Here is a 25,023-nt window from a genome sequence, read left to right on the forward strand (position 1 = left end):
CGCTCGGTGATCTGCTTGACCGCTTCGATCTTGAATTCTTCTGGATATGGCTGCTTTGTCATGGCACCTCCTATTGGGCCTCAGGTTTGAGGCTCGAAGGTGTCTAGTTCAGCCGGGGCGATTCAAAGAACAGAAAAAGAAGGTTGCAGCGAAGTACTACGACCCTTCTTCAGGGGCTACTTGGTCTGGTCGTGGGAAACCACCAAAGTGGATCGACGGAAAAGAACGCGATTCGTTTCTCATCCGTTGATTGCCCAGCCATTCAAGTAGCCGAAGCGGTTGGTCATCTCTCGTCGTGGTTCTCATAGTTGCCCAGCTCTCGTTCGTTGTGAATACGTAACGTGACGCACAGCGAGCTTGGATCGCTAACCCAACGATTACTGGCTCGTCAGAATGGGATCGAAAATTGAGCCCAAGAGACAGATTCGGAAACCAGTGGGCTATTGAGTTCAGCTTATAAATTGTCGGAGGGCAGGGGACCTCACTGCTAACACGCGCAAGTTACCTACCATGCGCACGGTAGGTAAGCGGCGCGTGTCGCTTCCGAAGTTGGACATTTGCTTCGAAGGTTGCGATCGTCGGCGTAGAGGCCCAAAATGAGATATGACACACATCGACGAGCGCCTGCAAGTGCTGACAGCCTTGGTGCAGCGGATCGTTATTGAGTCTGGCAATCCAAAAGAATTCGACGCAAGCGCCTGGCTGCAAGAGTGGCTGGCTGCGCCACTCCCAGCGTTCGGATGCCGCAGCCCGAGTGAAGTGCTGCAGGAGCCAGGAGGGCTTGCGTTGGTGCAATCGACATTGCTGCAAATCCAGAAAGCTAGCTTCGCCTAGATTTTTATAGATAGCGCCACTTCGATCACTACCACCCGCGACTAAGGTCTCCGCCGGGAGCTGCATTGCTTCTTGGCTTAAATCGGTCACATCTCCACCAGTACTTCAATCTTCGCGAGCGGCTTGGGGTAAGGATAGTTTTCTGCCTCCTCTCCTTCCGCCTGTACGAAAGAGCGATAACGGGTAGTACAGCTGTCACTTAAAGCTAAGTGGCGCTCATTGCTTTGGGCATCTGAGTCAGCATCTACGGAGCGAACGCGAAAATGTGTTTACGGCGGCCGAGATGGTACGAGATGCCGCTGTATGCCACCCCGAGCACCAAATCGACAGCCCAACCTCGTAAGATTCCGCACCATGAGCACCAAACCCACCTGGACTCAGGAAGCCCTCGAACAAACGCTTTGGGCCAAGGAGTTCAAGAAGGAAGCGCCGGTCAGTTATCCCACTGCCATCCGCTATGCCTTGGAAGACAGGCTGGAGGTGATCATCCATCACACCACTGAGACAGGCGAGCCGCAATGGGTCATCCGAGTGCTGGACGATCCTTCGTTCTGGATGGATGCTGTACCCACCAAAGCTGCAGCGGTGCAACTCAGCCGTGAGATGGGTTGGAAGGTCGTTCGGTAGCTGCTTGGATCAAACCGGGCAAATCGGTCTATACCCCGGTCAGGAAGCGCAAAGAACAAAACCGCCAGAGGCCTGAGCCCATGGCGGTTTGTTTCGGTGGTGACCGAGAAAGTCTGACTTACTTCCCAGCCTTGTCCGCCTTGCGCTTCGCAGCTTTGGGATCCACAACGGCCTTGAACTTCGCACCCGCCACAAACTTCGGCACCGTGCTCGCCGGGATCTTCAGTGCTGCACCGGTCGATGGATTCTTGCCTGTGCGTGCTGCACGCTTGGCGGACTTGAAGGTCCCAAAGCCCACCAGTTGCACGGCGTCGCCCTTCTTGACGGCCGTCTGGATGGTGTCGATCAGCGTTTCCAGCACTGCATTGGCTGCTGTCTTGGACAGATCATTCTTGGAAGCTAGGATTTCAACGAGTTCAGCGCGGTTCATGGATGCTCACGTGTAGAGGTTGGAAAGGACGGATTTATAACCCCGCCGCTGACGCCACCCTTGCTGCGACTCAATGCTGCAGTGCACTTCTTGGCAAAAACTCCACTCCTGTGCGCTTCACCAGCTCCTGGTAGCTGATAGGCCGACCCACCGTCTCCCCCTCACGGTTCTCCTGCCAATGCGCCCAGGCCTTGTTGGTCGTGGCGTCATACACCAGCTTGTACAGGTAGGTCGGTACCTTCACCCCATTCGCCCCGATGCGTGGTCCCGCATCCGTGAACACCGGCCCGGTAATCACAAACACATCCCCCTTGGCCCGCTTCACGTAGTGCCGCGTGTCCTGCTCGATCTTGTTCCAGGCACCCCCGTTGTGCTGGGCAATCTGGGGAACCATGTTCGCCAGACTGAAGCTCTGGGCCATGGCCGTTGGCGTCGGCATATCTCCTGCAGGGGCCATGTGCCCCCGGGAGTAGCCTGAATGCTTGTAGTCCTCCAGCTCGGCCCGCTCACCACTGGGCAGGCGTGCATCTGCAAAGAAGCGCTTGGCCCGTTTCTCGTCCGCATCCTCGATGAGCCTGCGGTTCAGGCGCTGAGCCACAAACACCGGTGTCTTGGTCGTCCCGGAGTGGAGCACCGCAAAGGCCTCATAGCAAAGCTCCCGCAACTGTGGCCGGGGCGTGATGGCCGGTGGTGTGCCATTCGCAAAGAACTGCGGGCACCGCGCAAAGGAGGTCGGCTCGGGTGTGAGCAGCGCCGCACTGTCGAACTGCGGAGAACGTGCCGAGGAAAGATTCGGGAGAGCAACGCCGGCAAGAGACAGGGCCAGCACAGCCGCCAGGCGCGCACGGCCTGGCCAAAAGAACAGACGATTCACAGAAGGAGCATTCGGGTGGAGCAAAACGGAGCCCGATTGGAGCACCGTTCTCCTTCACCCCTCGGCCCGAATGCTCGGATCCCGCAGGGTTTTACAGCTGCTTGCAGAGATAAGAGGCTCCAACAAAAAGGGATTGCATCCGCCTCGACTCATAAGATGCGTGGACGTTGCTCTGCGATGCCGGTCGGCACTGCTGAGCCCTTTTACTCTGCGTCAAAGTGAGATTGTGAAACGCTGACCGTGCAGTGTCTGCGGAGCGGCTTATCTATACCGCGCAGGCCACATGGTTCGTCACGGGGCGGGTCTTCAGCCAAGGCGAAGGCGGTTGGAGCGCCAGCGGTTGGACTTCACCGCCCTCAAGGCAAAGCTTGTCACGGCCTTGAGTTTGAACACTTTTTAGTCATTTTTGATGAAAGCCTCGAAGTCCGTTCAGCTTGTGGAGAGAGTTAGCAAACGGAGCGAGTCACTTCTCCGCATGACCATGGGACCGTCTCTGCATCGCACCGCCGACCCAATGCACCAAAGACTTCGGAATACACAGGGCCTGCTTTAGTGGACGCCACAGTTCTTCCAACCTGAAGGTAGGACGCGCAAGAGTCGCCAGACGATCCAGTTTGTAAACGGGATCAGAAGGCCCTCGTCGTCCTTGAAAGACCTTGTGGGGGTTGGTATCCGGCACCAAGCGCTGAAGGTCAGCGGTATCGATCCATCTCTCAGCGTCGTGCACTGTGACCCTGCGCCGAATTTTCCATGCTCCGTCGCGTCGCTCGAACTCATCGAGATAGCGACCTTGGTGCCACATGTCGGTCATCTTTCCGAATCGCTTCAGCCGGTGAATTACAGACCACTGCGTCTCAACGTAAGCGCAATCACCATCTAAGCGTATGTTTGGATTGGACAGTGAATGAATACTGAGTTCTAGCTGCGCCAGAATCGGAAGGACGTACTCAACGAAATCCCACGCCCGTCCCACAAAGAAGCCATGGTCGTCCGTTGCATCTTCGTGATAACACGCCTTCATCAAGGCCATATCACCCCTGTCGACAGCCCTGCAATAGTCGTAGAGAACTCCTCGAATGGACTCCCGGTCTATCAGTGAACTCAGCTGCGTGGCCATTCCCAATAGCAATTCGTTAGACATGAGCACCTCAACGCCAGTCAGTTCGAAAGGCTTACGTTAGAAGTCACTGTACGCCGGGGGGCTGCTGTCTCCGCATTCCCCGTGTTTGGCGTGCCTGCGGGTTCGATCAACAGCAGATGTGCTTCTTCCTCCGCCCGGGGGCGATGCTCTAAACCCTTTGGGACAATGAAAAGCTCACCTGGGCCAAGCGTGACAGGACCTTCTCTGAGATCTATCACTATCCGGCCTTTCAGCACGAGAAAAAAGTCATCAGTGTCCTTATGCGAATGCCATACGAACTCGCCTTTTACTTTCACGACCATAATGTCGTGGCCGTTGAACTGAGTGACGACGTGAGGATGCCAATAGCTGTCAAAGGCGTCCAGCGCGCCAGCAAGGTTTATCGATTTAAATGCGTTCATATGGTTACTCCGGTCAGTTTTCAGACTCAGTGACTATTTGGCGTTGCACTGGTTTCGGCATCATGTCTCTTGGTCTGCATTTCGATTGCAGCTGAAATGGATCGCCTTGCTTTTTAAGCATCCGCTTTGCAAGCCGCATCCTTGGCGCTTATGTTCGACACGAATTCGGAGGCCGAAAGACGCACGCACAAACGCGAGTTTCCGACCGAGATCGTGGACGTGATCCAAAAATGAAACAAATCCAAAATGGCGATTAGCGGTTCTTCGGCATGCAGGCAGACATCGGCGTAGACGTTGATTCAGGCCCCGCGCACCTTGTTCGGGGAACCTGATCGATTTCTCCCTACCAGCACAGCTCAAAGCTGTAATACGCAGGCCTTACTCAGCGGTCATGGCATTGCACCGCGGAGGTACGAGGTGTCTGTCTGTACCTCCGCTGCAGAGCCGCTTATTCGAGACTATTTACCGGCACCCAAAATGCTCAGAATCGCCGGTCCGAACTCAGCGCTACGAACAGCGTAGCCAGTATGGGCGCCAGGGATCTCCACGAACGTGGCGCCAATTTTTTTGGCGAGGTTCTCACTCAAGGAGTGCAGGGGAAATCCGCGCGAGGCCGTGCCGGCGGCCATCACGATGCGAGCTGCATTGGCCTTCAGCTTGGCGTGATCAAAGTCGACGGCTGTGTACTCACGGAGCTCGTGCTCCATCCAGTATTCAATGGCGGCTCGGGACTGAGGGTTGTTCGGGTCGCGCATGCGTTTAAAGTGCTCAACGGTTTCAGGCGGCATGCTAGTGTTGAACAGGTCGAACGCCGGAGCGATGCCCGATTTTTTGTAGATCGCGTATGTGTCGTACATCAACTGGAGGAGTTGCTTGCCTTCAGCAAACGACGGCATTTCTTTTGTGGCGGGGGGCTCGAAAGCGATGACCTTGTTAATCGAACCGGGCCCCTGGGTCAGCGCCTGCAATGCAACAATCGCGCCCGAACTTGGACCGAAAACGGCAGCCGGTGCACCTGCAACACGCTTGATCAGCTGGAGCGCATCATCTGCGTCCGTTTGCAGACGACGCGAATAGTCCTGTTCACCGACAAGCTGGCTGCGTGCAAAGCCTCTTCGATCGAACGTGATGACGGTGAAATGTTCGCCGAGGATCTGCATGATCGGCCCCATGATGTGTGCCGTTCCGTTGCCGCCTGGGATTAGCAGGAGAGGCGATCCGCTTCCTACAGTTTCATAGTAGAGACGGGCACCCGGTACCTCCAGCACACCATTGCGCACAGGCTTGGGTGCGGCTGCTGTGTTGGCGAAAGCATTGGTGTGCAAGGCCCCGGCAGCTCCGAGTACGAGCGCCGCGTTGGCAGAATGAACAAGAACTGATCGTCGATTCAGTTGGGTCATTATGAAATCTCCATGGTGGGTTGTTGAGACGTGTAGCGATCACAGGCTCTGGCGGCGTTGAGCGCCACCCCGATGTCAACGATCGTAGACAAATTGTGCTCCCGGCACGTTTGTTTGTCAACGCCTGTTGACAATGTATTGCTATGATCCGTACTCGCCCTCACAAAGGCCATCAAAGTGCGGGTTAGAACGAGCCCAAAATCCTGACGGCGTATCGTCTCGAACCTTGGTCATGACCTTGGCGGACGTGAAGGCGCCACAACGAAGGCTTCCCCTCGTTGATGCATCTGGTATCCATGAAATGACAAACCCACTACCTAGAAACGCTGAGCGAAGCCGTGCAGCTATCGCAACGGCGGCCCGCGCTCTGTTTGCCGAACGTGGCTACGAGTTGACAACCGTCCGTGACATTGCCGCTCGTGCCCAATTGGATCCTGCTCTGGTGATGCGTTACTTTGGGAACAAGGAGGGTTTGTTTGCTGAGGTAATCGATCTGGACCTGAAGCTACCTGACCTGCGCGAGTCAGACTCTTCCAAAGCGGGGAAGTTGCTCGTTCAACATTTTTTAGATATCTGGGAAGGGGAGCAGGGAATAGGGGGGCTTCCGATTCTTTTACGCTCCGCATCTTCCAACGAGCGGGCGGCTCAAAAGTTACGAGAGACCTTTGCGACGCAGGTGGCTCCAGTGCTCCTGCAGGTTGGCGCCAAAGACAACGCCGTCGCGCGTGTAGGCTTGATCACGTCTCAAATGCTCGGCTTGGCCCTATGCCGCTATGTCTTGAAACTGCCTCCCGTGGTGACGCTACCTAAAGACGTGATCATTGAGGAGGTCGGCGCCACTGTTCAGCGCTATCTGAGCGAGGCGCTTCAATAGTCAGTCAGATCTAGATGGCAATTGGAGGAGCCTTTCCAACCGCGCCCTTTACCAGTCATCAGCGAGGGCTTCTTCAGAAATCCTTTGCCTTGAGAGCGAGGCGCACCTGAATTACCTGGCGGTTTGATGAAAGCCCTTCGGTCCATGGGCGAAGACATCTTGCATGGCTCTAGGTAGAAGATCTCGTAGCCAGCGCGATGCTTGGTCATCATGGTATCGCTCGTGCCAAAAATGTTCGATTAGTAACTTTGGCAGTCGTATTGGAGTTGGGTAAATCTTCACATCCGCAATGGGGAGCATGAGCTCAGCCAACGGCCGAGGGATTGTGGCGACCATATCGCTAGCAGCGATGATTGCAGGAAGTGCTAAGAAATGGGGTACACGGGCGCCTACGTTGTCTAGTAGGCCCATACGTTGAAGTGCGGCCTCAACCGCATGATGGCCTGTACCTTGCGCTTGTGCTACTGCGTGTCGTTCCCGAACGAAGTCATCCCGAGAAAGTTTCGTCTTGATCCGTGGGTGTGAAGCGCTAGCGATTGTGACGTACTCACTTGCGAAAAGTGCTCCATGTAGCAAGCTCGCTCGAAGAGCGGGGCTGAAGCCAATGGCGGCATCTGCGGCCCCGTCGCGTAGAGCGGAAACGATGCTTTCGGTTGGCAGTTGTATGGCTCGAAAAGCGATGCCTGGAGCCGTAGTGAGGCAATGCGAAACAATGCGCGGCAAGATGATGGCCTCGGCAATGTCTGTCATCACAAGGGTGAATTCACGCCGACTCACCCCTTGATCAAAGCTGCCCTTGACGTCGAGCCCTTGCTCAAGAATGGCCAGAGCTTGGCCAATTCGACGTGCAATCTCCTCCCCCAAAGGGGTTGGCATCACGCCGCCCGGGCATCGGACAAAGATGCGATCACCGTAGTGTTGGCGCAAATCGCGCAGCGCATGGCTAACGGTCGGTTGCGAAACACCTAGTGCCTCAGCTGCGCGTGAAACGTTGCGCTGCTCCCAAACGGCCTTGAAGACACGGAGCTTGTTTAAGTCGATCACTTGATTATTCACGAAATGAATATTACAGAATAAGTCATCGAAGTTGTGCTTGCTTGATCGAATTTGGATACTTTCCCCACGGCGCAGAGATAGCGTCAGCAAGGAGAGACCCATGAAGCAGGACATCGGATCGTCGTTCGAGAGACAAGCACTGAAGGACGCAGCAGGCGACACATTTCATGTGAGTGTGCTGCGGCGTACAGAGGGTTGGAGTGAGCATGCGGTGGTACTGCTTCCCGCAATTGCCGGAGTGAATCCCTACATTGAAGAGGTTGCGTTGCAGCTGTCGAACGAGGGGTATGACGTTGTTGTCATGGACTACTTCAGTCGTGTAGGTACCCCTCCAGATCTTTCCACGCATGAAAAAATTGGGGAGGCAGTTCAGGCCCTCGACGACCGGAGGGTTCTCCAAGAGGTCGACGTTGTTATTGGCTGGCTGGCCATGGCAGGGATCGACCGAAGCCATGTTGGGGTGCTGGGCTTCTGTATTGGCGGCACATATGCAGTGCTGTCTTGCGAATCAAGCAATACACCTGGGTGTGCTGTTGCGTACTACGGCCAACTGGCCTATTCAAAGAAAACGACACAGAAGCCACGCGACCCAGTGGACGCGGCGGAGCATTTGCGCGCTCCTGTGCTCGGGCACTTCGGAACCAAGGATCGGCTGATCGGTGCACCAGAGATCAACGACTTTAGTGAGCGGTTGTGGGCCACCGGACTGGCGCATGAGGTGCACACCTATGCAGGCGCTCCACACGCTTTTGACGAATGGTTCCGGCCGATGGTGTTCCGTCCTGTCGCCTCCGCTGAGGCGTGGGAGCGGACACGAATCTTCCTTGACTGGCATCTGCGGCAACGTACCGTGCGTCGCGCTCTTTCTTACCTTTCTTCCTCAACCCTGGAGACAAACCATGTCCAAAAATCCTGATCCTGTAATCGCACCTTCGCCAGTTGAAAGTGTCGTTGACCGTACCGAGTGGGCCCGGTTTATGACCGATGACGAGTACTACCCTTTCCTCGTCAAGAAGAACCTGCGCCCGGCCATTTGGCGCTGGGACGATCTTAAGCCTCGACTGGACGAAGTACTGAAAGATCCGCTGCGGCGAGCTGATCGACGCTTCATCGCTTTGGTCAATGACGATACCGGCGAGGCAGGGGGTGTATTCCCGTCAATCTTCCTGGGCATACAGACGTTCGCACCTGGCGAGCACATTGTTGCTCACCGCCACAACTCCTATGCGCTTTATCACATCGTGCAAGGTGAAGGCTATTCAATCCTTGATGGTCAGCGTTTCGATTGGAAGCAGGGTGACACCTTCGCCTGTCCACCGATGGCTAGCCACGAGCACATCAATTCGGGCACGGTGCCCGCCATCCAGTACGTAATTCAGGATATGCCAGCACGCGCGATGGACCGGAACCTGATCTGGGAAGAGCCGATTGGGCGCGTATTTCACATGGTTGAAGGTAAAGCACCTCACCAAGACTGAGCAACATAGCTCAGCCATTCGTAGAACTTAGACAGGAGACACCCATGGCCGCCACATCAATGACATGCTCTGCCGCTATCGATGAGGCGCCATTCAGTGGTGCACAGAAGCGAATAGTCTTTCTATGCGCGCTGGTTGCAATGCTGGATGGCTTTGACACACAAGCCATTGCGTTCGTTGCCCCCGTGGTCGCGAGCCAATGGGGTATTCAAGTCGCTGCATTTGGCGCAGTTTTCGGTGCTGGACTTGCTGGCTTGATGGTTGGCGCGCTGGTTTTTGGGCCTCTTGCAGATCGCTATGGGCGAAGGCGAATCACTATCATCACAACGGCTCTGTTTGGGCTGCTCACGTTGCTAACTGCATGGGCAGACTCGATTGGAATGCTGCTCGCACTTCGCTTTCTTACGGGGCTTGGTTTGGGAGGTGCGATGCCTAACATCATTGCGCTGACGGCTGAGTACGCGCCAGCACGCTCACGAGCAACTATGGTGAGCCTGATGTTCTGCGGATTTCCTCTGGGCGCTGTACTTGGCGGATTAGTTGCCTCTCGAATGATTCCAGTTCTAGGCTGGGAGTCTACTTTTCTGCTGGGTGGGGTCCTGCCATTGCTGCTGGTGCCTGTGCTTTACATCTGGCTGCCTGAGTCTGTTCGGTTCTTGACCATGCGTGGTGTCCATGAACAAAAATTGCGCAGTTTGATGTCGAGCATTGTTGGTGAAGCGCGTGCGAAAGCCATCATTTTCGAAAAACAGAGCTCCGTCGCAGCGGCCCCTTCGGACACGGTCAAAGGACTCTTTGGTAAAGGGCGTACATGGCGAACACTGCTCTTGTGGGTCGTGTTTTTCATGAACCTTCTTTTGCTTTACTTTCTGGTCAACTGGCTCCCCTCGCTTTTGCGTCAGTCTGGAGTTGCGCTTGACAAAGCGATCATCTCAACAGCTCTCCTGAACTTGGGCGGAATAGTCGGAGCACTGTGTTTTGCGAGACTGATTGACAGGTTCGGCCCCTACAAAGTGTTGCCTACTGCATACCTTGCAGCAGCGATTGCCACGATGGTGGTTGGTCAAACGACGGGCATGGGTTTCGGGGCGCTAATGAGCATGGTGTTTGTTGTCGGGTTTAGCGTGATCGGAGCACAAATAAGTATCAACGCTCTCGCGGCGAACAGCTACCCCGTAGAGATCCGTTCGACTGGTGTTGGCTGGGCGCTCGGTGTGGGACGAGCTGGCTCGGTTGTAGGCCCGATAGTAGGTGGTCTTCTTGTAGCTACTGGGCTACAACTTGGTTTGCTGTTTCTAATCGCTGCTATACCAGCTCTCCTAGCAGCTGTTGCAGTGATCGCGCTAGCTGCCCAGCGGGGGGATCAGGGAGTTTCGAACACCCGCGCATCGGGCAATTTAGTTGAGGGGCAGGCGCGATGAGGGACTACATATTTCCTGCGCCAGCATTGCGCTGCCTGCATGTGTTTCAGGAGCCGCGACTCCTTCCTGTTCGCCGCGTTTATTGCGTTGGACGCAACTACGCTGCCCACGCTAGAGAAATGGGGTTCTCCGACCGAGATCCACCGTTCTTCTTTTGCAAGCCTGGCGACGCTGTACTAGCAGCTCATCACGATGTTGAGATGGCCGTGGCATATCCCAGCCGCACTAGTGACTATCAGCATGAGGTCGAGTTGGTTGTCGTGATTGGCCGTTGTGGGACCAACATCCCTGCGGATACTGCTCTAGATCATGTGTGGGGTTACGCAGTAGGGCTGGACATGACACGTCGGGACGTCCAGATGGAGATGCGACGTCAGGGACGGCCTTGGGAAACCGGCAAATCCTTCGATGATTCAGCCATCGTGGGAGAAGTGATTCCGGTCTCCAGAGGGGGGCACGTTACTGAAGGGGCGATTAGCGTCAAAGTTGAAGATCAACTGCGTCAGAGTAGCGATGTCTCTCTGCTCATGTGGCCGGTAAATGAAATCATTGCCCACCTTTCGTCGTGGTTCCGACTTGAGCCCGGAGACTTGATTTTTACCGGAACGCCCGAGGGAGTAGGACCTGTAGTGGCGGGCCAAACCATGGTCGCTTCGATAGACGGATTGCCGACAGTTCGCGTAAGAGTGGCGTCGGATTCGGAGAAATCGAAGGATTGTGGGGGGCAACCTCCGATTCCCGTCGCAAGCAGCGATGTCAGAGAGTAAGGGCATCTTCAGTTCGTTGCGTCATCAGTAGCTTGAGCCAACGTAAGGTCTGACGATGATGCGAAGCACCGAGATCTAACAACCGGATGCGGAATTCATCAGCCTGGCGTTCAATCATCTCCTCCCGGATCAAGCGATAGTCGTTCAGCTTAGCTTGAGTACGTGCTACGTGTTCGGCTAACTTGGCGCGCCGCTCACTTTCGGTCAGCTGACTGAAAAACTGCACTTTTGCAAGAAGGGGGTGGCCAAGAAAAAAGTCATAAGTAGCCTCGTCAGCCTCGTCCTCCGAGGACCTGAGCCATTGTGCGAACAGCTCCCGACCAGAGGCGGTTACGTTGTAGACGCGACGAGATTTACCCCCTGGACTGATTTCGTCTTTACCGCTGATGAGTCCCTCCTTGGCCAGCTTGGACAGCAACGGATAGAGGATGCCGTCATTCACCAGCTCGCCTGGCGGAAGGCGCGGTCCCATGACCTTCTTCAAGGCATATGCATGCATTGGGTTCTCCATCAGCAGGCCGATCACCACTTCTCGCATCTTGGTCGTCATGAACTTAACTTTTAATCAAAAAATACCTAGAATCTAGGTATAGAACATCAAGGAGATCCTATGAGCTTGAACACCTATCGTGGCACTGTATACCCATGGCATTGCGACCATGTTGGCCACATGAACGTGATGTGGTACGTCGGGAAGTTTGACGAAGCTACCTGGCAATTGTTTCGTGTGCTAGGTCTGACGCCAGGCTACCTTAGAGACACCAAACGTGGGATGGCGGCAGTAGACCAGCACATTTCATACATACGGGAAGTGCATGCCGGGACCACAGTGAGTGTTACGTCTCGGCTGCTGGAGGTGAAGGAGCGAAGCGTACGTTTTGAGCACGAGATGTTTGACGATGAAACTGGTGAAGTCGTTGCTCGAACAACACTCAAGGGGGTGCACCTCGACAAGGTCAGCAGAAAGTCGTGTGCCTTTGACGATGCAATAGTCCATGGAGCCAAAAGTCTGCTGTCTGGCGGAGTGGATGGCGCGGCCAGCCAAAACGCCTGAGCACTTAGCAACGTGGGTGGTTGTATATGGACTCCTCCTACGCTCCACAAAGCGGGTTCCAGCGAAGAGTTTCTCGCCGAGCCGGATGGGTTGGGGGGGCGTTTATTGCAGCCGTTGCTCTGCAAGCTGCCTATGACGTCTTCCGCGGGTACGCGTATGTGATCAACGATATCCAGCGTGACCTTCAGGCTCAAGCGAGCATCATTGCAGAGCAGACTGCACGCGGGATTCAAGCTGTCGACATCGTTCTTGGCAACCTCGCTGATCGGATTAGCAACGAACCAGAGCTCTTGCAGGACAGGGACAAACTTGGTGAGCTTCTAACGCACCAGGCCGAAGGACTGGTTCAAACAGAAGGACTTGTAGTGGTCGACGCAAGGGGCGGCCCCCTTGCCACGTCATCCGAACTTCGCGAGTTACCGCCTGGCGAAATTATCTCAAATCAATCAGTTTTTCAGAGTTTAAAACTATCAGCGGTACCCAAACTTTGGGTTGGTAATGTAACTAGGGGCTCAATAAATAGTGCAATGACCTTTGCTATGGGGCGGCGCATTAGTGCGCTGACAAACGATTTTGCTGGCGTTGTCTCGGCACATGGCAAGGTGGAGTATTTTCAGCGATTCTATCGAGACTCCTTCCAAGATAAACCGATCAGAATTTCGCTAATGCACCGTGATGGCTGGTTGCTTGCAAGGCACCCTCCAGCAAATGAAATGCTGGGGCACCGTCTCGAAGTATTGGCGACGCTGTTACCCACAGAAAGCACTATTACAAGCACAGTAGCGCGGCTGCCAAGTCCCGTTGACGGCGCTGATCACTTTGTCGCACTTCAAGTGGTACCGGAGTACCCCTTGGTTATCGCCGTATCTTTGGAAGCATCAACCGCTTTGTCGGACTGGCGTGACCATGCTTGGACAACGCTATTCAGGACAGGTATTCTTTGTGCCTTAGCGGCGATGCTTCTTTGGATGGTATCGAGGCAAATAAATGCCCTTCAGACTGCCAGAAATTCACTCCAAGTATCTGATGAGCGATATGCAATCGCAATGGAGGGGTCGCGAGGGGGGCATTGGGTATACGACACCAAGAGCGACATCTTATACAGCTCGGAAGCAGTTAATAAGCTCTTTGGTTTAAATGCTCAAGCGCGTTCCATGCCTAGACTCGCTTACTACGCTTTGCTGCCTATTCATCCAGATGATCGTAAAAATTTGATAGAAAACAGCAATGCTGTTATTAAAGGCGAAGCAGATAGATTAGAGCAAGAGTACCGTATCGAGCTTTCAGATGGAGAGCATTGGATTCTTACGCGTGCACAACGTTTTCAGTCGTCGGAAGCAGGGGGCATCCAGGTAGCTGGTGTCAGTGTTGACATAACCGAACGCAAGCAGTTAGAGGCGGAACGTGAACGCTTGAGCGAAGAACTTAGGCGGGCTCAGCGCATGGAGGCGATTGGTACTCTGGCAGGCGGTATTGCACATGACTTTAATAACATACTGGCCAGCATTCTAGGACACGGCGAACTGGCCCGCCGGCGGCTCGATCAGACTTCTCCTGAGTACAGACATATAGATACGTGTATTCGTGCGGGTCAGCGTGCGAAATCTTTGGTGGAGCGGATACTCGTTTTCGCGCGTGGCGGTGTCAGTGAAAAGAGCATTGTTGACGTTGAAGCAGCAATTCACGAAGTGCTTGAATCACTTGAGCACCGAATAAGCTCAATAATATCTTTGGAAGTCAGCTTACAGAGCGACGGTTTTTCGGTACTTTGCGATCCAATTCAACTCCACCAAGTAATTCTCAATCTCTGCAGCAATGCCCTTCAAGCGATTGAAGAAAAGGGTAGATTGGCCGTAAGACTGAGACATGAAAACTTCAGTCAAGAAATTCACACCTTGACTGGAACTGTAGTGCCGGGCGACTACCTGTGTCTAGAGGTTTTAGACAATGGTATTGGGATGGACAAGTCCGTTCAGGAGCGAATTTTCGACCCATTTTTTTCCACACGCGGTACCGGATTAGGCACAGGACTAGGACTGTCGTTAGTGCATGGAATAGTGACTGACATGGGGGGAGGCATTCAAGTCGAAAGTGAAGTGGGAATTGGAAGTCGATTTATCGTCATATTGCCTGCCATAAAGATCTGCGCGACTGTAATGGAACCTTCTGAAGAACGAGATAGATTGAATTGCCACGGCGAAGGCCAAGTAGTACTAGTAGTAGATGATGAAGCATCATTGGTTTCCCTGATGGAAGAGGAGCTCGCGATATATGGTTTCGAGCCTATGGGTTGCACCCAACCGAACGAAGCACTAAATCTATTACGTGAAAATCCGATGCGATTTGATCTCGTAATAACAGATGAATCAATGCCTCAGATGCGTGGGGCAGAACTTACACGACATGCCAGGAGTATTCGGGAAAACATTCCAATAATACTGGTGAGTGGCTTTTTAACCCCGAAAATTGTCCAGGAGGCAAAAGTTTGCGGTGTCAACTTAGTCCTCGAAAAGCCACTTTCAGTTGGCCAGCTAGGTCGAGCTGTTTTTCAAGTTATTACAAGCACTCCAGCAACAGGTAAATATTTGGAGAAGCTAACATGACAATTATTAGTATCACTGGCGTTGTTCCTCATGTCGTCGCGGTTGATGATGACCCAGACATTCGCGATTTGCTACGGGGCTACCTTGAAGACAATGAAATTCGAGTGTCAACGCTAGCGACAGGTGCTGGGCTATCGGACGTTCTTGATCGCGACACCATAGATCTTGTAGTGCTTGACGTTCGCTTACCTGGTGAAAACGGAATGCAAATTGCCCGCCGACTGAGAGAAAAATCACCAACCCTTCCAATACTTATGCTGACAGGTCGTGCTGACGAAGCAGATAGAGTTATGGGCTTAGAGCTTGGAGCGGACGACTACATTACTAAACCATTTTCTAGCAGAGAACTTCTCGCGCGCATCCGGGCACTTTTACGAAGATCTCACGCGCAAACTAGAGTGCCAGATGCCATTGGTCGTGTACGTGCTTATCGCTTTGGTCAATGGGAATTGAATGTAGGTTTGCGTCGGCTTTCTAGCCCACAAGGTGAGCCGATTGGCCTGACCAATGGCGAGTTTAGCCTTCTCACTGCATTCCTAAGTGCTCCTCAAAGAACACTTACAAGAAGTCAATTGCTTGAACTAACTCGATTGCATGACGCAGAAGTTTACGATCGATCAATAGATATACAGATCCTTCGACTTCGGAGAAAAATTGAGCGCGATGCTACAAGACCAGAGTTCATCGTTACACATCGTGGATCCGGATATGCCTTCGAAGCCCCAGTAGATGTGGTCCGTTAACTCGCTTGCACCATTTGCAAACAGTTTCGTTGAAGCGTTGCTATTTTTACTAGCATGCTTCGGCCTCACAAACCCAGCACAGAAGTTTTGACACCTCTGGGTGAACAAATGTGCATGTACCAATGCAGCTAGAGCACGTCTAGTCCTGTTCCACTATTCAATTTCTTAAACGACCTGTAAGGCTGATTTTAGAAACGCCTGTCAGCCGGAAGTAGAGAAGAACTCAACACAAGTTGGCGAGTATATCGACAATGCTTCGCTAACCCTGCTCTTTAAGACTTGGAATTGCATGAGCGAGAGTGCTATGTCTTTTGCACTTGAATATCTCATGCTGTCAAAAAATCCATTGTCTTTTTGCATTCTCTCGTCAATCTGAAAATCGCAATCCCGTAGTCATTGGCACACAAGCGGCCAAGAGTGAACTATCGCCGCTCTCCGCTGGATTGCAAACGAGGGGGCATTTGCTTGGTTTATCAAGAATTTTCCGGGAGACGTGTTTTGTCTTCGAACTGCTTCAAATGAAACCAGGTAGTGCAGACTGAGAAATCTAATTGAAACCCTTTGGCCGCTTAATCGACCATAGTGGGATCGAGGAGCAATGGCGATGAGTTGATACTTCAGGGAAGCAGCTGGGGGTTGATACGTCAAGACTGATCTGAAATTCTAAAGCATCGCCCTTCGCCCACCAAATTTCAGTCTTTCAAAACTTAATATACCACTAGTTATATGGACAAGTGCATATCCATATTGGCCAAGGCTTTGATTTCAGCGTCAATGCTACTCGCGATATCCGGGTGTGCAAGCAGCACACTGAACAGTACAGGGAGTTTGCAGTCAAGTGGCGCTACCGACAATTCATACTCGTACCCAGATCATCTGAATTATTGGTGGAGAAGCTGGGGCGATCAAAGACTTAATGACCTCATTCAAAAGGCCTGGAGTAATAATAGCGATGTACGAGTTGCAGTCGCTCGACTTAAGGAAGTACACGCTCGGAGAGCTGAGGTAGATGCAGCTAAGTATCCTTCTCTGGCACTTCTTGCGCGTAGTGCCCGGGAGGAGAAATCAGATGCAGTTCAATCTTCTCATAAGCTAAATCTTGTTGCCTCTTACGAAGTTGACTTTTGGGGGCGTATTGCGACCCAACGATCTTCATCTGAATACGATTCACAAGCACAGTCCTGGGCATTAGCATTAGTTCAATGGTCACTGGCAGCACAGATGGCAGAGACATACACGGATTTAATTGCTATCAACTCGAAAATCGCTTCTGCAGGCGAGGCGAGAGGCACAATTTATAAATCGGTAAAACTAATTAATTTGGGATTCAATTTTGGGACGCACTCGATTTTGGACTTGGAGCGAGCCAAAGCTGATCTTGCGGCCGCAGATTCAGTGATGGAATCATTACGGCGCCTTAGATTGGCCCTGCATACCAGGATGGCTTTGATCTCTGGTGAAAGTGCGGAAAAAATAGAGTCATATTTTCCTGATGCCAATGAATCCGATTTGACCAAATTGTTGTCTCTGTCATTGCCTGCAGGCTCACTTGAGCAAGCCATTAGAAATCGGCCTGATGTTCAAGAAGCTTTATTCCTTCTGGCAAGTCGTGATGCCGCATGGGTTGCGACAAGCCAAGCACGTTGGCCTCAGATAACTCTTACTGGCGATATTAGAGGTGATTCAAATCGGATCTCCAAAATATTCTCTTCAGGTAATATTTTGTGGTCGATAGCACAGGGATTAGCTATTAATTTGCTTGATGGCGGTGCCGCAAATGCTCGCACTGATCAAGCACATTCGCGTGCAGAGGCAGCACGTGCGCGGTATGAGCATGCGATCGCGCGCGCACTTCTGGAAATCCGAGAGGCTTATACGGCCACCGAGATCAATCAATCGCTTTTAGAGGCACAACAACGGAGGGCCGTTGCAATGGATATGTCGGTTTCCATGGCAAGAGTGGGATACGAGGCTGGAACACTAGCGCTAATTGATTTTCTTGACGTGCAGCGACAGGCACTAATAGCGCGCATGAGTTTGGCAGATAGTCAGAGAGACCAAATTCTTGGCAAAGTTGCTGCCCTCAAGGCACTTGGTACGGGACATAGTGGAGCAGGGCGTGTACTGACGCAGGGTGCCCATAGACATGGAGAATATTAATGAATAACCGTTGGAATGTTAATGAAATATCTAAATCCAAATTGTCAGGAAGAGCCCGCAGAATACTTGCTTGGGGTGTTGTGGCATCTATTCTCGTCCTGGGATTTTTATTAATTCCGATTCTCAAAAGCGCAGCCATTGACAAGTCAAATTCAACGGTGGAAATATCCATAGATAAAGCGATGGCAGTCGAAATTGTCAGTCCGATATCGCGCGAGATAACGCGTCAGTTGACTGTTGCTGGGGGATTTGCTGCACGGGATGAGATCGTAGTGGGCTCGGATGCACCAGTTCGATGGAATCGTGTTCTGGTTGATATTGGAAGTTCTGTGGAAGAGGGTCAATTACTTGCACAGGGAGACGATAGTGTTCTGGTTGCTCAATTGGCTCAACAAGAAGCCTTATTGGTTCAAGCCGAAGCTCGCTTTAAATTAGCTCGTGAAAATCTGGGTCGCGCGCAGCAGGTGCAGGCGGCAGGTATTTACAGCGTTGAAGCCCTCGATGCCAAACAAAACGACGCGGCAGTCGCGGCGGCCCAGGTAAGCGCCATTCGAGCGCAAATACGTGAGGTTACCGCTCGCATAGCGCAGACACGTGTGTTTTCACCGGTAAAAGGTTTAGTGACACATCGAGCAGCCTCTGTGGGGGCTGTAACACCACCTGGTGGAGAGTTGTTCAGAATAATAAAAAATAGCCAAGTCGAATGGCAGGCAGAAGTACCTGAAAAAGAACTTCAGCAAATCCGTGAAGGTTCACTCGCTTCTGTAGATCTAGGCAGAGGTCTGAAAATTGAGGGGCGAGTTCGTGCGGTTGCACCGTCGGTGGCGAAGTCGACGCGCCGTGGCATTGTGTATGTGTCACTTCCGGTGCACCGCGATGTGCGATCTGGTGGCCATGCTACTGGATCTATAGAAATTGGTCGAGCCAGAGTATTGGTCTTGCCAATTCGCGTAGTTCAGTACCGCGATGGCATACCTTTCGTCTATACGGTTAATGAGCGGAATATTGCTGAAACTCGCACACTGTCGCTTGGAGTGCAAGATGGGGAACATGTGGAGGTGACGGGCATTGGGCAAGAAGCCCGCGTGGTATCCACTGGTGCTGGATTTGTAAAGGCTGGCGAACGACTCCATGTTAGCGCATTGACTCGGGGAGCTTCGCAATGATCCAGGATATTTCAGCACGTGCCATCCGTAAACCAATACCTCCGATAATTCTCTTTATCCTGCTGACGTTTGCCGGGCTACTGGGCTTTCAACGACTGGGAATTAATCAATTTCCGGATGTGGACATCCCATTCGTTTCAGTGAGCGTTGCTCAACCAGGGGCTGCACCCGCAGAGTTGGAGACACAGGTAACTAGGCAGGTGGAAAATGCTTTAGCAACAGTGGGTGATGTCTCACATATCTTGTCCACAGTGACAGATGGTGTCTCCACAAGTCTAGTTGAGTTTCAATTTGGGAAAGATTTGGATCGTGCAGTCAATGACATACGCGATGCACTGGTCCGAATTCGAAGTGAGCTGCCGGGTGACATTGAAGAACCGGTTATCACGCGAAGCACTACATCGGGTGGGCCGATGCAGACCTTCGTCGTGAAAGACCACAGTAGAACATTATCTCCTCAAGAGCTGTCGTGGTTTGTGGACAACAAAGTCGCGCGCGCTTTGCTTTCGGTGCCGGGCGTTGGGCAAATTCGGCGCATAGGTGGCGTGGACCGCGAAGTACGAATTCGGCTCGATCCCGAACGACTTAACGCTCTTGGCGTAACAGCTGCAGAGATAAGCAGACAACTCGCCGCGAGTTCCATCAACCTGCCTGGCGGGCAAAGCGAGTTATCCAGCGGTACGCAGAGCGTGCGAGCGCTGGGTGGCGCCGAAAGCGTGGAGGCCTTGCGCGGATGGTCTTTAGGGTTGCGGGACGCTCGATCAGTAAGACTGACAGAAGTTGCAACTATTGAAGACGGCTCTGCAGAGCCGCGTCAAGACGCATTTGTCAATGGGGAACGAGTCGTGGCATTCCAAGTGCTGCGTGCTGTTGGTGCTTCCTCGGTCGATGTTGCCGCCTCTATCGAGCGAAAAGTAAAGGAACTGAACGCTGCAAATCCAAATATTTCGATCGAACTTTTCAATGCACCAGTGTCCTTTACTGTGGAGTCGTATTTTGCCTCTGTGGAGGCTTTAATTCTGGGTGCATTATTGGCAGTCATTGTGGTTTGGTGGTTTCTTCGGGACTGGCGCGCCACATTAATTGCAGCTGTGGCGATGCCCCTGTCGGTCATCCCAACCTTCTTTTTTATGCAGTGGCTGGGATTTTCACTCAATCTCATTACGCTACTCGGACTATCTTTAGTAGTCGGAATATTAGTTGATGACGCTATCGTCGAAATTGAGAACATTGTCCGGCACATTCGCATGGGGAAGAGCCCTTTGCAGGCGGCTATCGATGCCGCTGATGAAATTGGCTTGGCTGTAGTGGCAACTACGCTAGCGATCGTTGCTGTCTTCATTCCAGTTAGCTTCATGTCAGGCGTGCCTGGACAGTTCTTTAGGCAGTTTGGAATCTCGGTAGCAATCGCAGTGATGATTTCCCTGTTAGTCGCTCGGTTGTTAACGCCGGTAATGGGAGCATATCTTCTAAAAGGCGCTGTTGCTCACCATGAACCAGCGAAGCTGACGGTGAAATATCTCGAATTAGTAAGGTGGGGGCTAGGCCGCAGGAGACTCGCAATATTGTCTGGGGTAGTGCTTTTCTTAGCGTCGATTTCTCTTGCCCCGTTGCTTTCAAAAACCTTCATTCCGGCTAGTGATCGCTCGATGAGCACAATCAACTTTGAGCTACCTCCTGGCGCCAGCTTAGCGGAAACTGTTGTGGTCGCAGAGCATGCCCGTGCCGTGCTCGCAAGTCAGCCTGAAGTTGATCGCATTCTCACCACGGTTGGCAACGGAGCTCAGCTTGACTCAGTCGGCACTAGTGGAAGTGCAGAAGTGCGAGTTGGCACATTAACTGTGTCGCTCGTTGCTCCGTCTAAACGCTCCGTAACACAGCGCGAGTTTGAAAAGAGAGTTCAGCCCGAGCTCAAAAAAATACCAGGATTCCGCTTTCGTTTCGGTAGTGGCGAGGCCGGTGAGATGCTTGAGTTGATCCTCGTGAGTGACAACCCACGGCAGTTAGAGGCGACAGCTTCAAGCCTTGAGAATGAGATGCGCGGCGTGCCTGGAGTGGGAAACCCTGCAAGTGAAGCCAGCCTTCGCAGGCCTGAGGTATTGATAAAAATTGATCATGCGCGCGCAGCTGATCTTGGTGTTTCGGTCGCTGATATCGGAACAACACTCCGAGTTGCGACTATGGGTGACGTCCGGGCGCTGCTGCCTAAGCTTCACCTCGATGAGCGAAGCGTACCTATCAGAACCGAGCTTGCACCTCAGGTACGGACAGATATCAACACATTGCGACAGCTTAGAGTTCCCACCTCTGGTGGAACCAGTGTTCCACTAACTTCTATTGCCCAGGTCGAAATGGGAAGTAGTGCTGCCAAGATTACTCGATTTGATAGGCAGCGCAGTGTAAGCATACGGGCTGATATCGGCGGAGCACCTTTAGGAGCAGTTAATGAAGCTATTGAGAAGCTACCGACTATGCGTCAACTTCCCGCTGAAGTAAGCAAGGCGAACTTCGGCGACACAGAGCGCATGAACCAGTTGTTCGCAGATTTTGGTACCGCAATGATTGCCGGCGTCCTTTTGGTGTACTGCGTTCTCGTATTGCTGTTCCACGATTTCGCCCAACCGCTGACCATTATGGCTGCGTTACCGCTATCTTTCGGCGGTGCCTTGGGGTTACTCTTGATAACCGGAGAGCCGATGTCACTTCCTGCGACGATTGGAATTCTTATGCTGATGGGTATCGTAACCAAGAACTCAATTCTCTTGGTTGAATATGCTTTGGTGGCGATTCGTGGTGGAATGGAGCGCACTCATGCACTTGTAGAGGCGTGTGAAAAACGTGCACAACCCATTATCATGACCACTGTTGCGATGGGGGCAGGCATGTTACCTATTGCGCTGAAATTTGGTGCTGATGCTGATTTTCGAGCCCCTATGGCAATTGCTGTTATTGGTGGATTAATTACATCTACAGTGCTATCACTTTTCTACATTCCTGTGGTGTTTTCTCTAGTAGACGATGCGAAAAGGTGGATTACGCATTTTCAGCCCCTTCACAGCCCCTTTCCGATTCAACGCATTCATTCAGAATTTTACAAACGGGAGGAAAAATGAATTTTGACCGCATACCTTTGCATGATCAATTGAGATTGCCCGATGGTCGTACTCTCTCCTATGCTATATACGGTACGCCTGGAGGACAGCCTGTCTACTTCTTCCACGGTTTTCCTGGAAGTAGGCTTCATGCCGAATTGGGTCACGAGGATGCGATAGCTACGGGAGTCTGTCTTGTTGCATTTGACCGCCCCGGATTTGGCAGGTCCAGTTGGGTTGATGCTCCAACTATTGACCACATTATTTCTGATGTTTCCGTTCTTGCAGATTACCTTGGTCACAGACGATTCGGAGTTCTTGGCGTTTCATGTGGAGGCCCCTATGCGCTGGCCTCTGCACGACTGATGCCGACTCGAGTCTCTGCGGTTGGTCTTCTTGCGGGAATGGGGCCAATGAACATTCCTTCGCTGCGGAAACATCAAATGCGTGTACTGAAGTTTATGTTCGCTGCGGCCAAAACTCTGCCTTTGGCAATTACCCCTCTCCTATTTGCAGATTCCACGATCTTCAGGCGTGACGCAGAGCGTGCTGTAGAGATTCTGAGTAGGGCATTACCCCCCCCAGACAGAGCGTTGCTGGCGGAGAACGTTAAAGTACGAGAGCGCTTCGCTGCAGGTATGGCAGAAGCTTACAGGCAAGGCATCAGCGGTAGCCTAAGTGAAGCACGTCGCATATCCAAGCAAGGGACTGCGCAACTCAGAGAAATCTCGTGCCCAGTCCATGTATATCAAGGTGATCTAGATCGTCATGTACCAGTCGCCATGGGAGAATTTTTAGCATCTCATCTGCCGGGAGGACGGTTTCACCTACGTACAGGTGAGGGACATCTCTCGATAGTTTCTCATTGCATCAGGGAATGCTTGAAGCTCTTATCTTCAAACATGAAGTCAGAGATTTCAATTTATGATCTAGTTCCTAAGAGTGTGGAGATAGAAAATGCTTGAGCTTCGTCCAAGTTGTGAACGATGTGATGTGAGTCTTGCCCCTGACAGTCAGAACGCTTGGATATGCAGTTTTGAGTGTACTTTCTGTTCCACCTGCGCAAATCATTTATTTAATTTTTCCTGCCCTAACTGTGGCGGTGAATTGGTTCCACGGCCTACGCGACGAGGAGAGGCGTTGCAGAATAATCCTGCAGGAACATATCGCATTTATCGGCCTTCAGCGATACAAAGTTAACGACTCTCTGAGTCATATAGGCGGAATGTAAAAGGGCGAGTGTGCGCTGTGCACTCGCCCTTTTTTATCATTCGCAAAGTATGCTGTGAAAATAGCGGCTGCTTTGGAAACCTCACCACAGCCAGTTGCGCAATTGTAGAGAGATTTACTGCAAGAAAATATTACATAGAAAAATGGTTTCGACAGAGTAGTTCTATGCTGCCAATTGTGTTTTGCGTGCTAAATTGAATATTTGGCATGTTTTTCCTTTCCGGGATAAATAAATATAAATTTGAGTGAAGATTTTTTGCTATTGCGCCGATGGTACTTTGAACGCGACATAGCGTTTACAGAATCGCGTAGACCTATATCAAGCCAGCGCATTGCACGGATTTTCGAGATCAATCATTTCTACTCAACATTGCTGAGCCAAAAAATATATTCACGCCTTTTGTGTCATGTTTGCAAACGCTGCTCAGCATCAATTTGATTGAGGATTTAGTTCAACGAAGCCTAAGACGCAGGGTGGTTTGAATCGAAGTCTAGCGAATCGAGAGAGCTACGACTACGATTGGCCTCACAACCACATTCATGAAATTTCTGATGTTTCAAAAGAAACATATAGTTGAAACTTTGCAATCTTTTTGAAGCAAGAGGTGGGCATTATTGAACGGACTTAAAAATCCAATAGACTTTTGTTCTTGGCTATTTTTAATACTGTAATTTAAATATGATTAAATTAACTGCACGAGCTCGTGTTTAAACACTCATAAACCAAAGATTATTATAATGACCGTATTAACGGGGGCAGCGGCTGCACTGCTTGCTTCATTTTTTTGGGCACTAGGCTCCATACTGGCTCAAAATCCAGTGAGACACTTAGGAATTCTGCGGTTTACTCACGTACAGTTGGTTAGCTCGTTTGCAGTTCTCGCTTGTATTGTGTCATTGTCCGTGGGGTGGGGGAATATAGGATCTAATCATCTCGCAAACATTCTATTTGCCAGTGCGATCGGTGTTGTGCTAGGAAATTTTTCATTCGCATATTGCATTAGGGTTCTTGGTCCGAGATTGACTCATCTAATAATGATGACTGCCTCGCCGATCGCAGTAGTGCTAGATTTTATTGTTTTTAAAAAACTTCCTCTAGTCAGGCAGATTGAAGGAGGTTTGATTATCATGATCGGCATAGCAATCGCCATTGCTTATGGAGAGAGTTCAAAAAAAATACATGAACCGCAAAAAAATAAACAGCGAATAATTGGCTTCGGCGTTGGACTTGTTGCCGCTAGTTCTCAGGTTTGTGGTTTATTAGCGCTAAAGCCGCTTTTGCAAGAGGGAGTAGCTCCCTTGGCTGTGACTGCTGTAAGGACCGGGGGTGGGGCCCTATTGGTTTCTTTAATATTTGTTCTAATGGCCTCTAAGCTAAAAGATGCATATGATGTAAATCACAAGGTGATTGTTTCTGCAATTACCCCTGGCATCATGGGTTATTGCGTTGCAGTTTCTTTGCAACTTTACGCTCTCAGAAATCTTGGAGCTGGCGCGGCAATTCTTCTTGGATCAACCGCCCCCATTATGGTAGTGCCGCTGCTATGGATTCATAGTAGGCAAAGGCAAGCTGTCGGAGCATGGATTGGCGCGGGAGTAGCTATATCTGGTATCGCATGGGCAATAATTTAGAAATGCAATATTTTTGATGTCCCAAGCACGATTGACTATT

General features: G+C 51.7%; 24 protein-coding genes. 17 read left to right on the forward strand and 7 right to left on the reverse strand.

From position 1 onward, the window contains the following. Window positions 1-46: 46 nt before the first annotated feature. The 3 genes from KME12_24320 to KME12_24330 all read left to right on the forward strand — a co-directional run bounded on the left by KME12_24320 (window position 47) and on the right by KME12_24330 (window position 1,461). Window positions 47-250 carry an H-NS histone family protein gene (locus KME12_24320; protein ID MBW4490903.1) on the forward strand — a complete coding sequence of 68 codons (204 nt, stop codon included), beginning with the start codon at window positions 47-49 and terminating at the stop codon, window positions 248-250. A 353-nt stretch (window positions 251-603) separates the two neighbouring features. Beyond that, window positions 604-834, forward strand: a complete 231-nt coding sequence (locus KME12_24325) for an MbcA/ParS/Xre antitoxin family protein (protein MBW4490904.1) — start codon at window positions 604-606, stop codon at window positions 832-834. A gap of 354 nt (window positions 835-1,188) precedes the next feature. Next, window positions 1,189-1,461: a hypothetical protein gene (locus KME12_24330; protein MBW4490905.1), complete on the forward strand. Its 273-nt coding sequence runs from the start codon at window positions 1,189-1,191 to the stop codon at window positions 1,459-1,461. A 118-nt stretch (window positions 1,462-1,579) separates the two neighbouring features. Here the strand turns inward: KME12_24330 and KME12_24335 are convergent, their stop codons facing one another. From KME12_24335 to KME12_24355, 5 genes are all read right to left on the reverse strand, one after another. Continuing rightward, window positions 1,580-1,891, reverse strand: coding sequence for an HU family DNA-binding protein (locus KME12_24335; protein ID MBW4490906.1), 312 nt, complete (start codon window positions 1,889-1,891; stop codon window positions 1,580-1,582). 70 nt (window positions 1,892-1,961) lie between these two features. Beyond that, entirely contained in the window at window positions 1,962-2,720 is a 759-nt protein-coding gene (locus KME12_24340; GenBank protein ID MBW4490907.1) for a DNA/RNA non-specific endonuclease, read from the reverse strand. A gap of 508 nt (window positions 2,721-3,228) precedes the next feature. Further along, window positions 3,229-3,906 carry a nuclear transport factor 2 family protein gene (locus tag KME12_24345; GenBank protein MBW4490908.1) on the reverse strand — a complete coding sequence of 226 codons (678 nt, stop codon included), beginning with the start codon at window positions 3,904-3,906 and terminating at the stop codon, window positions 3,229-3,231. A 17-nt stretch (window positions 3,907-3,923) separates the two neighbouring features. Further along, complete coding sequence (locus tag KME12_24350) at window positions 3,924-4,307, reverse strand: cupin domain-containing protein (protein MBW4490909.1); 384 nt, start codon at window positions 4,305-4,307, stop codon at window positions 3,924-3,926. A gap of 458 nt (window positions 4,308-4,765) precedes the next feature. Beyond that, window positions 4,766-5,707 carry an alpha/beta hydrolase gene (locus KME12_24355; GenBank protein MBW4490910.1) on the reverse strand — a complete coding sequence of 314 codons (942 nt, stop codon included), beginning with the start codon at window positions 5,705-5,707 and terminating at the stop codon, window positions 4,766-4,768. A gap of 232 nt (window positions 5,708-5,939) precedes the next feature. Between KME12_24355 and KME12_24360 the strand changes: the two genes are divergently transcribed. Next, the gene (locus KME12_24360) at window positions 5,940-6,581 is read left to right on the forward strand and encodes a TetR family transcriptional regulator (protein ID MBW4490911.1); all 642 of its coding nucleotides are present in this window, start codon (window positions 5,940-5,942) and stop codon (window positions 6,579-6,581) included. A gap of 111 nt (window positions 6,582-6,692) precedes the next feature. On the opposite strand, the gene KME12_24365 is transcribed toward KME12_24360, so the two are convergent. Continuing rightward, a complete protein-coding gene (locus KME12_24365; protein MBW4490912.1) occupies window positions 6,693-7,727 on the reverse strand; it encodes a LysR family transcriptional regulator in 1,035 nt (344 codons plus the stop codon). A gap of 10 nt (window positions 7,728-7,737) precedes the next feature. Here KME12_24365 and KME12_24370 point away from each other — a divergent pair, with 10 nt between their 5' ends. Genes KME12_24370 through KME12_24385 form a run of 4 tightly spaced genes read left to right on the forward strand, consistent with a single transcriptional unit; the run spans window position 7,738 to window position 11,303 of the window. After that, entirely contained in the window at window positions 7,738-8,553 is an 816-nt protein-coding gene (locus KME12_24370) for a dienelactone hydrolase family protein (GenBank protein ID MBW4490913.1), read from the forward strand. Next, window positions 8,537-9,115 carry a cupin domain-containing protein gene (locus tag KME12_24375; GenBank protein ID MBW4490914.1) on the forward strand — a complete coding sequence of 193 codons (579 nt, stop codon included), beginning with the start codon at window positions 8,537-8,539 and terminating at the stop codon, window positions 9,113-9,115. Before KME12_24370 ends, KME12_24375 begins: the two co-directional genes overlap by 17 nt. A gap of 44 nt (window positions 9,116-9,159) precedes the next feature. After that, complete coding sequence (locus KME12_24380) at window positions 9,160-10,536, forward strand: MFS transporter (GenBank protein MBW4490915.1); 1,377 nt, start codon at window positions 9,160-9,162, stop codon at window positions 10,534-10,536. After that, window positions 10,533-11,303 (forward strand): fumarylacetoacetate hydrolase family protein, encoded by a 771-nt coding sequence (locus KME12_24385; GenBank protein ID MBW4490916.1) that lies wholly within the window; start codon window positions 10,533-10,535, stop codon window positions 11,301-11,303. Before KME12_24380 ends, KME12_24385 begins: the two co-directional genes overlap by 4 nt. Here KME12_24385 and KME12_24390 read toward each other — a convergent pair. Next, the gene (locus tag KME12_24390) at window positions 11,293-11,853 is read right to left on the reverse strand and encodes a PadR family transcriptional regulator (GenBank protein ID MBW4490917.1); all 561 of its coding nucleotides are present in this window, start codon (window positions 11,851-11,853) and stop codon (window positions 11,293-11,295) included. The two genes, KME12_24385 and KME12_24390, sit on opposite strands and share 11 nt — an antisense overlap. A gap of 60 nt (window positions 11,854-11,913) precedes the next feature. Here KME12_24390 and KME12_24395 point away from each other — a divergent pair, with 60 nt between their 5' ends. The 9 genes from KME12_24395 (at window position 11,914) to KME12_24435 (ending at window position 24,983) form a co-directional block, all read left to right on the forward strand. Next, entirely contained in the window at window positions 11,914-12,357 is a 444-nt protein-coding gene (locus tag KME12_24395; protein ID MBW4490918.1) for an acyl-CoA thioesterase, read from the forward strand. A gap of 158 nt (window positions 12,358-12,515) precedes the next feature. Continuing rightward, on the forward strand, window positions 12,516-14,960 hold the full coding sequence (locus tag KME12_24400; protein ID MBW4490919.1) for a response regulator: 2,445 nt from the start codon (window positions 12,516-12,518) through the stop codon (window positions 14,958-14,960). Then, window positions 14,957-15,703, forward strand: coding sequence for a response regulator (locus KME12_24405; protein MBW4490920.1), 747 nt, complete (start codon window positions 14,957-14,959; stop codon window positions 15,701-15,703). Before KME12_24400 ends, KME12_24405 begins: the two co-directional genes overlap by 4 nt. Before the next feature lie 828 nt (window positions 15,704-16,531). After that, entirely contained in the window at window positions 16,532-17,863 is a 1,332-nt protein-coding gene (locus KME12_24410; protein ID MBW4490921.1) for a TolC family protein, read from the forward strand. Further along, window positions 17,863-19,029, forward strand: coding sequence for an efflux RND transporter periplasmic adaptor subunit (locus KME12_24415; protein MBW4490922.1), 1,167 nt, complete (start codon window positions 17,863-17,865; stop codon window positions 19,027-19,029). Before KME12_24410 ends, KME12_24415 begins: the two co-directional genes overlap by 1 nt. Further along, a complete protein-coding gene (locus KME12_24420; GenBank protein MBW4490923.1) occupies window positions 19,026-22,142 on the forward strand; it encodes an efflux RND transporter permease subunit in 3,117 nt (1,038 codons plus the stop codon). Before KME12_24415 ends, KME12_24420 begins: the two co-directional genes overlap by 4 nt. Beyond that, window positions 22,139-23,086, forward strand: coding sequence for an alpha/beta hydrolase (locus KME12_24425; GenBank protein ID MBW4490924.1), 948 nt, complete (start codon window positions 22,139-22,141; stop codon window positions 23,084-23,086). Before KME12_24420 ends, KME12_24425 begins: the two co-directional genes overlap by 4 nt. Then, window positions 23,079-23,321 (forward strand): DUF1272 domain-containing protein, encoded by a 243-nt coding sequence (locus KME12_24430; GenBank protein MBW4490925.1) that lies wholly within the window; start codon window positions 23,079-23,081, stop codon window positions 23,319-23,321. The genes KME12_24425 and KME12_24430 overlap by 8 nt, the downstream gene beginning before the upstream one ends. A 768-nt stretch (window positions 23,322-24,089) precedes the next feature. Continuing rightward, a complete protein-coding gene (locus KME12_24435; GenBank protein ID MBW4490926.1) occupies window positions 24,090-24,983 on the forward strand; it encodes a DMT family transporter in 894 nt (297 codons plus the stop codon). Window positions 24,984-25,023 lie beyond the last annotated feature (40 nt).

It is taken from the genome of Trichocoleus desertorum ATA4-8-CV12 (assembly GCA_019358975.1).
Lineage (GTDB): Bacteria > Cyanobacteriota > Cyanobacteriia > FACHB-46 > FACHB-46 > Trichocoleus > Trichocoleus desertorum_A.

Bases quoted from the DNA above. Each gene is read 5' to 3' on its own strand.
- KME12_24375 (MBW4490914.1), top strand. From the start codon at position 8,537: ATGTCCAAAAATCCTGATCCTGTAATCGCACCTTCGCCAGTTGAAAGT.
- KME12_24335 (MBW4490906.1), bottom strand. From the start codon at position 1,891: ATGAACCGCGCTGAACTCGTTGAAATCCTAGCTTCCAAGAATGATCTG.
- KME12_24330 (MBW4490905.1), top strand. From the start codon at position 1,189: ATGAGCACCAAACCCACCTGGACTCAGGAAGCCCTCGAACAAACGCTT.
- KME12_24355 (MBW4490910.1), bottom strand. From the start codon at position 5,707: ATGACCCAACTGAATCGACGATCAGTTCTTGTTCATTCTGCCAACGCG.
- KME12_24345 (MBW4490908.1), bottom strand. From the start codon at position 3,906: ATGTCTAACGAATTGCTATTGGGAATGGCCACGCAGCTGAGTTCACTG.
- KME12_24420 (MBW4490923.1), top strand. From the start codon at position 19,026: ATGATCCAGGATATTTCAGCACGTGCCATCCGTAAACCAATACCTCCG.
- KME12_24390 (MBW4490917.1), bottom strand. From the start codon at position 11,853: ATGACGACCAAGATGCGAGAAGTGGTGATCGGCCTGCTGATGGAGAAC.
- KME12_24360 (MBW4490911.1), top strand. From the start codon at position 5,940: ATGACCTTGGCGGACGTGAAGGCGCCACAACGAAGGCTTCCCCTCGTT.
- KME12_24430 (MBW4490925.1), top strand. From the start codon at position 23,079: ATGCTTGAGCTTCGTCCAAGTTGTGAACGATGTGATGTGAGTCTTGCC.
- KME12_24425 (MBW4490924.1), top strand. From the start codon at position 22,139: ATGAATTTTGACCGCATACCTTTGCATGATCAATTGAGATTGCCCGAT.
- KME12_24370 (MBW4490913.1), top strand. From the start codon at position 7,738: ATGAAGCAGGACATCGGATCGTCGTTCGAGAGACAAGCACTGAAGGAC.
- KME12_24415 (MBW4490922.1), top strand. From the start codon at position 17,863: ATGAATAACCGTTGGAATGTTAATGAAATATCTAAATCCAAATTGTCA.
- KME12_24405 (MBW4490920.1), top strand. From the start codon at position 14,957: ATGACAATTATTAGTATCACTGGCGTTGTTCCTCATGTCGTCGCGGTT.
- KME12_24435 (MBW4490926.1), top strand. From the start codon at position 24,090: ATGACCGTATTAACGGGGGCAGCGGCTGCACTGCTTGCTTCATTTTTT.
- KME12_24380 (MBW4490915.1), top strand. From the start codon at position 9,160: ATGGCCGCCACATCAATGACATGCTCTGCCGCTATCGATGAGGCGCCA.
- KME12_24320 (MBW4490903.1), top strand. From the start codon at position 47: ATGGCTGCTTTGTCATGGCACCTCCTATTGGGCCTCAGGTTTGAGGCT.
- KME12_24325 (MBW4490904.1), top strand. From the start codon at position 604: ATGACACACATCGACGAGCGCCTGCAAGTGCTGACAGCCTTGGTGCAG.
- KME12_24350 (MBW4490909.1), bottom strand. From the start codon at position 4,307: ATGAACGCATTTAAATCGATAAACCTTGCTGGCGCGCTGGACGCCTTT.
- KME12_24395 (MBW4490918.1), top strand. From the start codon at position 11,914: ATGAGCTTGAACACCTATCGTGGCACTGTATACCCATGGCATTGCGAC.
- KME12_24385 (MBW4490916.1), top strand. From the start codon at position 10,533: ATGAGGGACTACATATTTCCTGCGCCAGCATTGCGCTGCCTGCATGTG.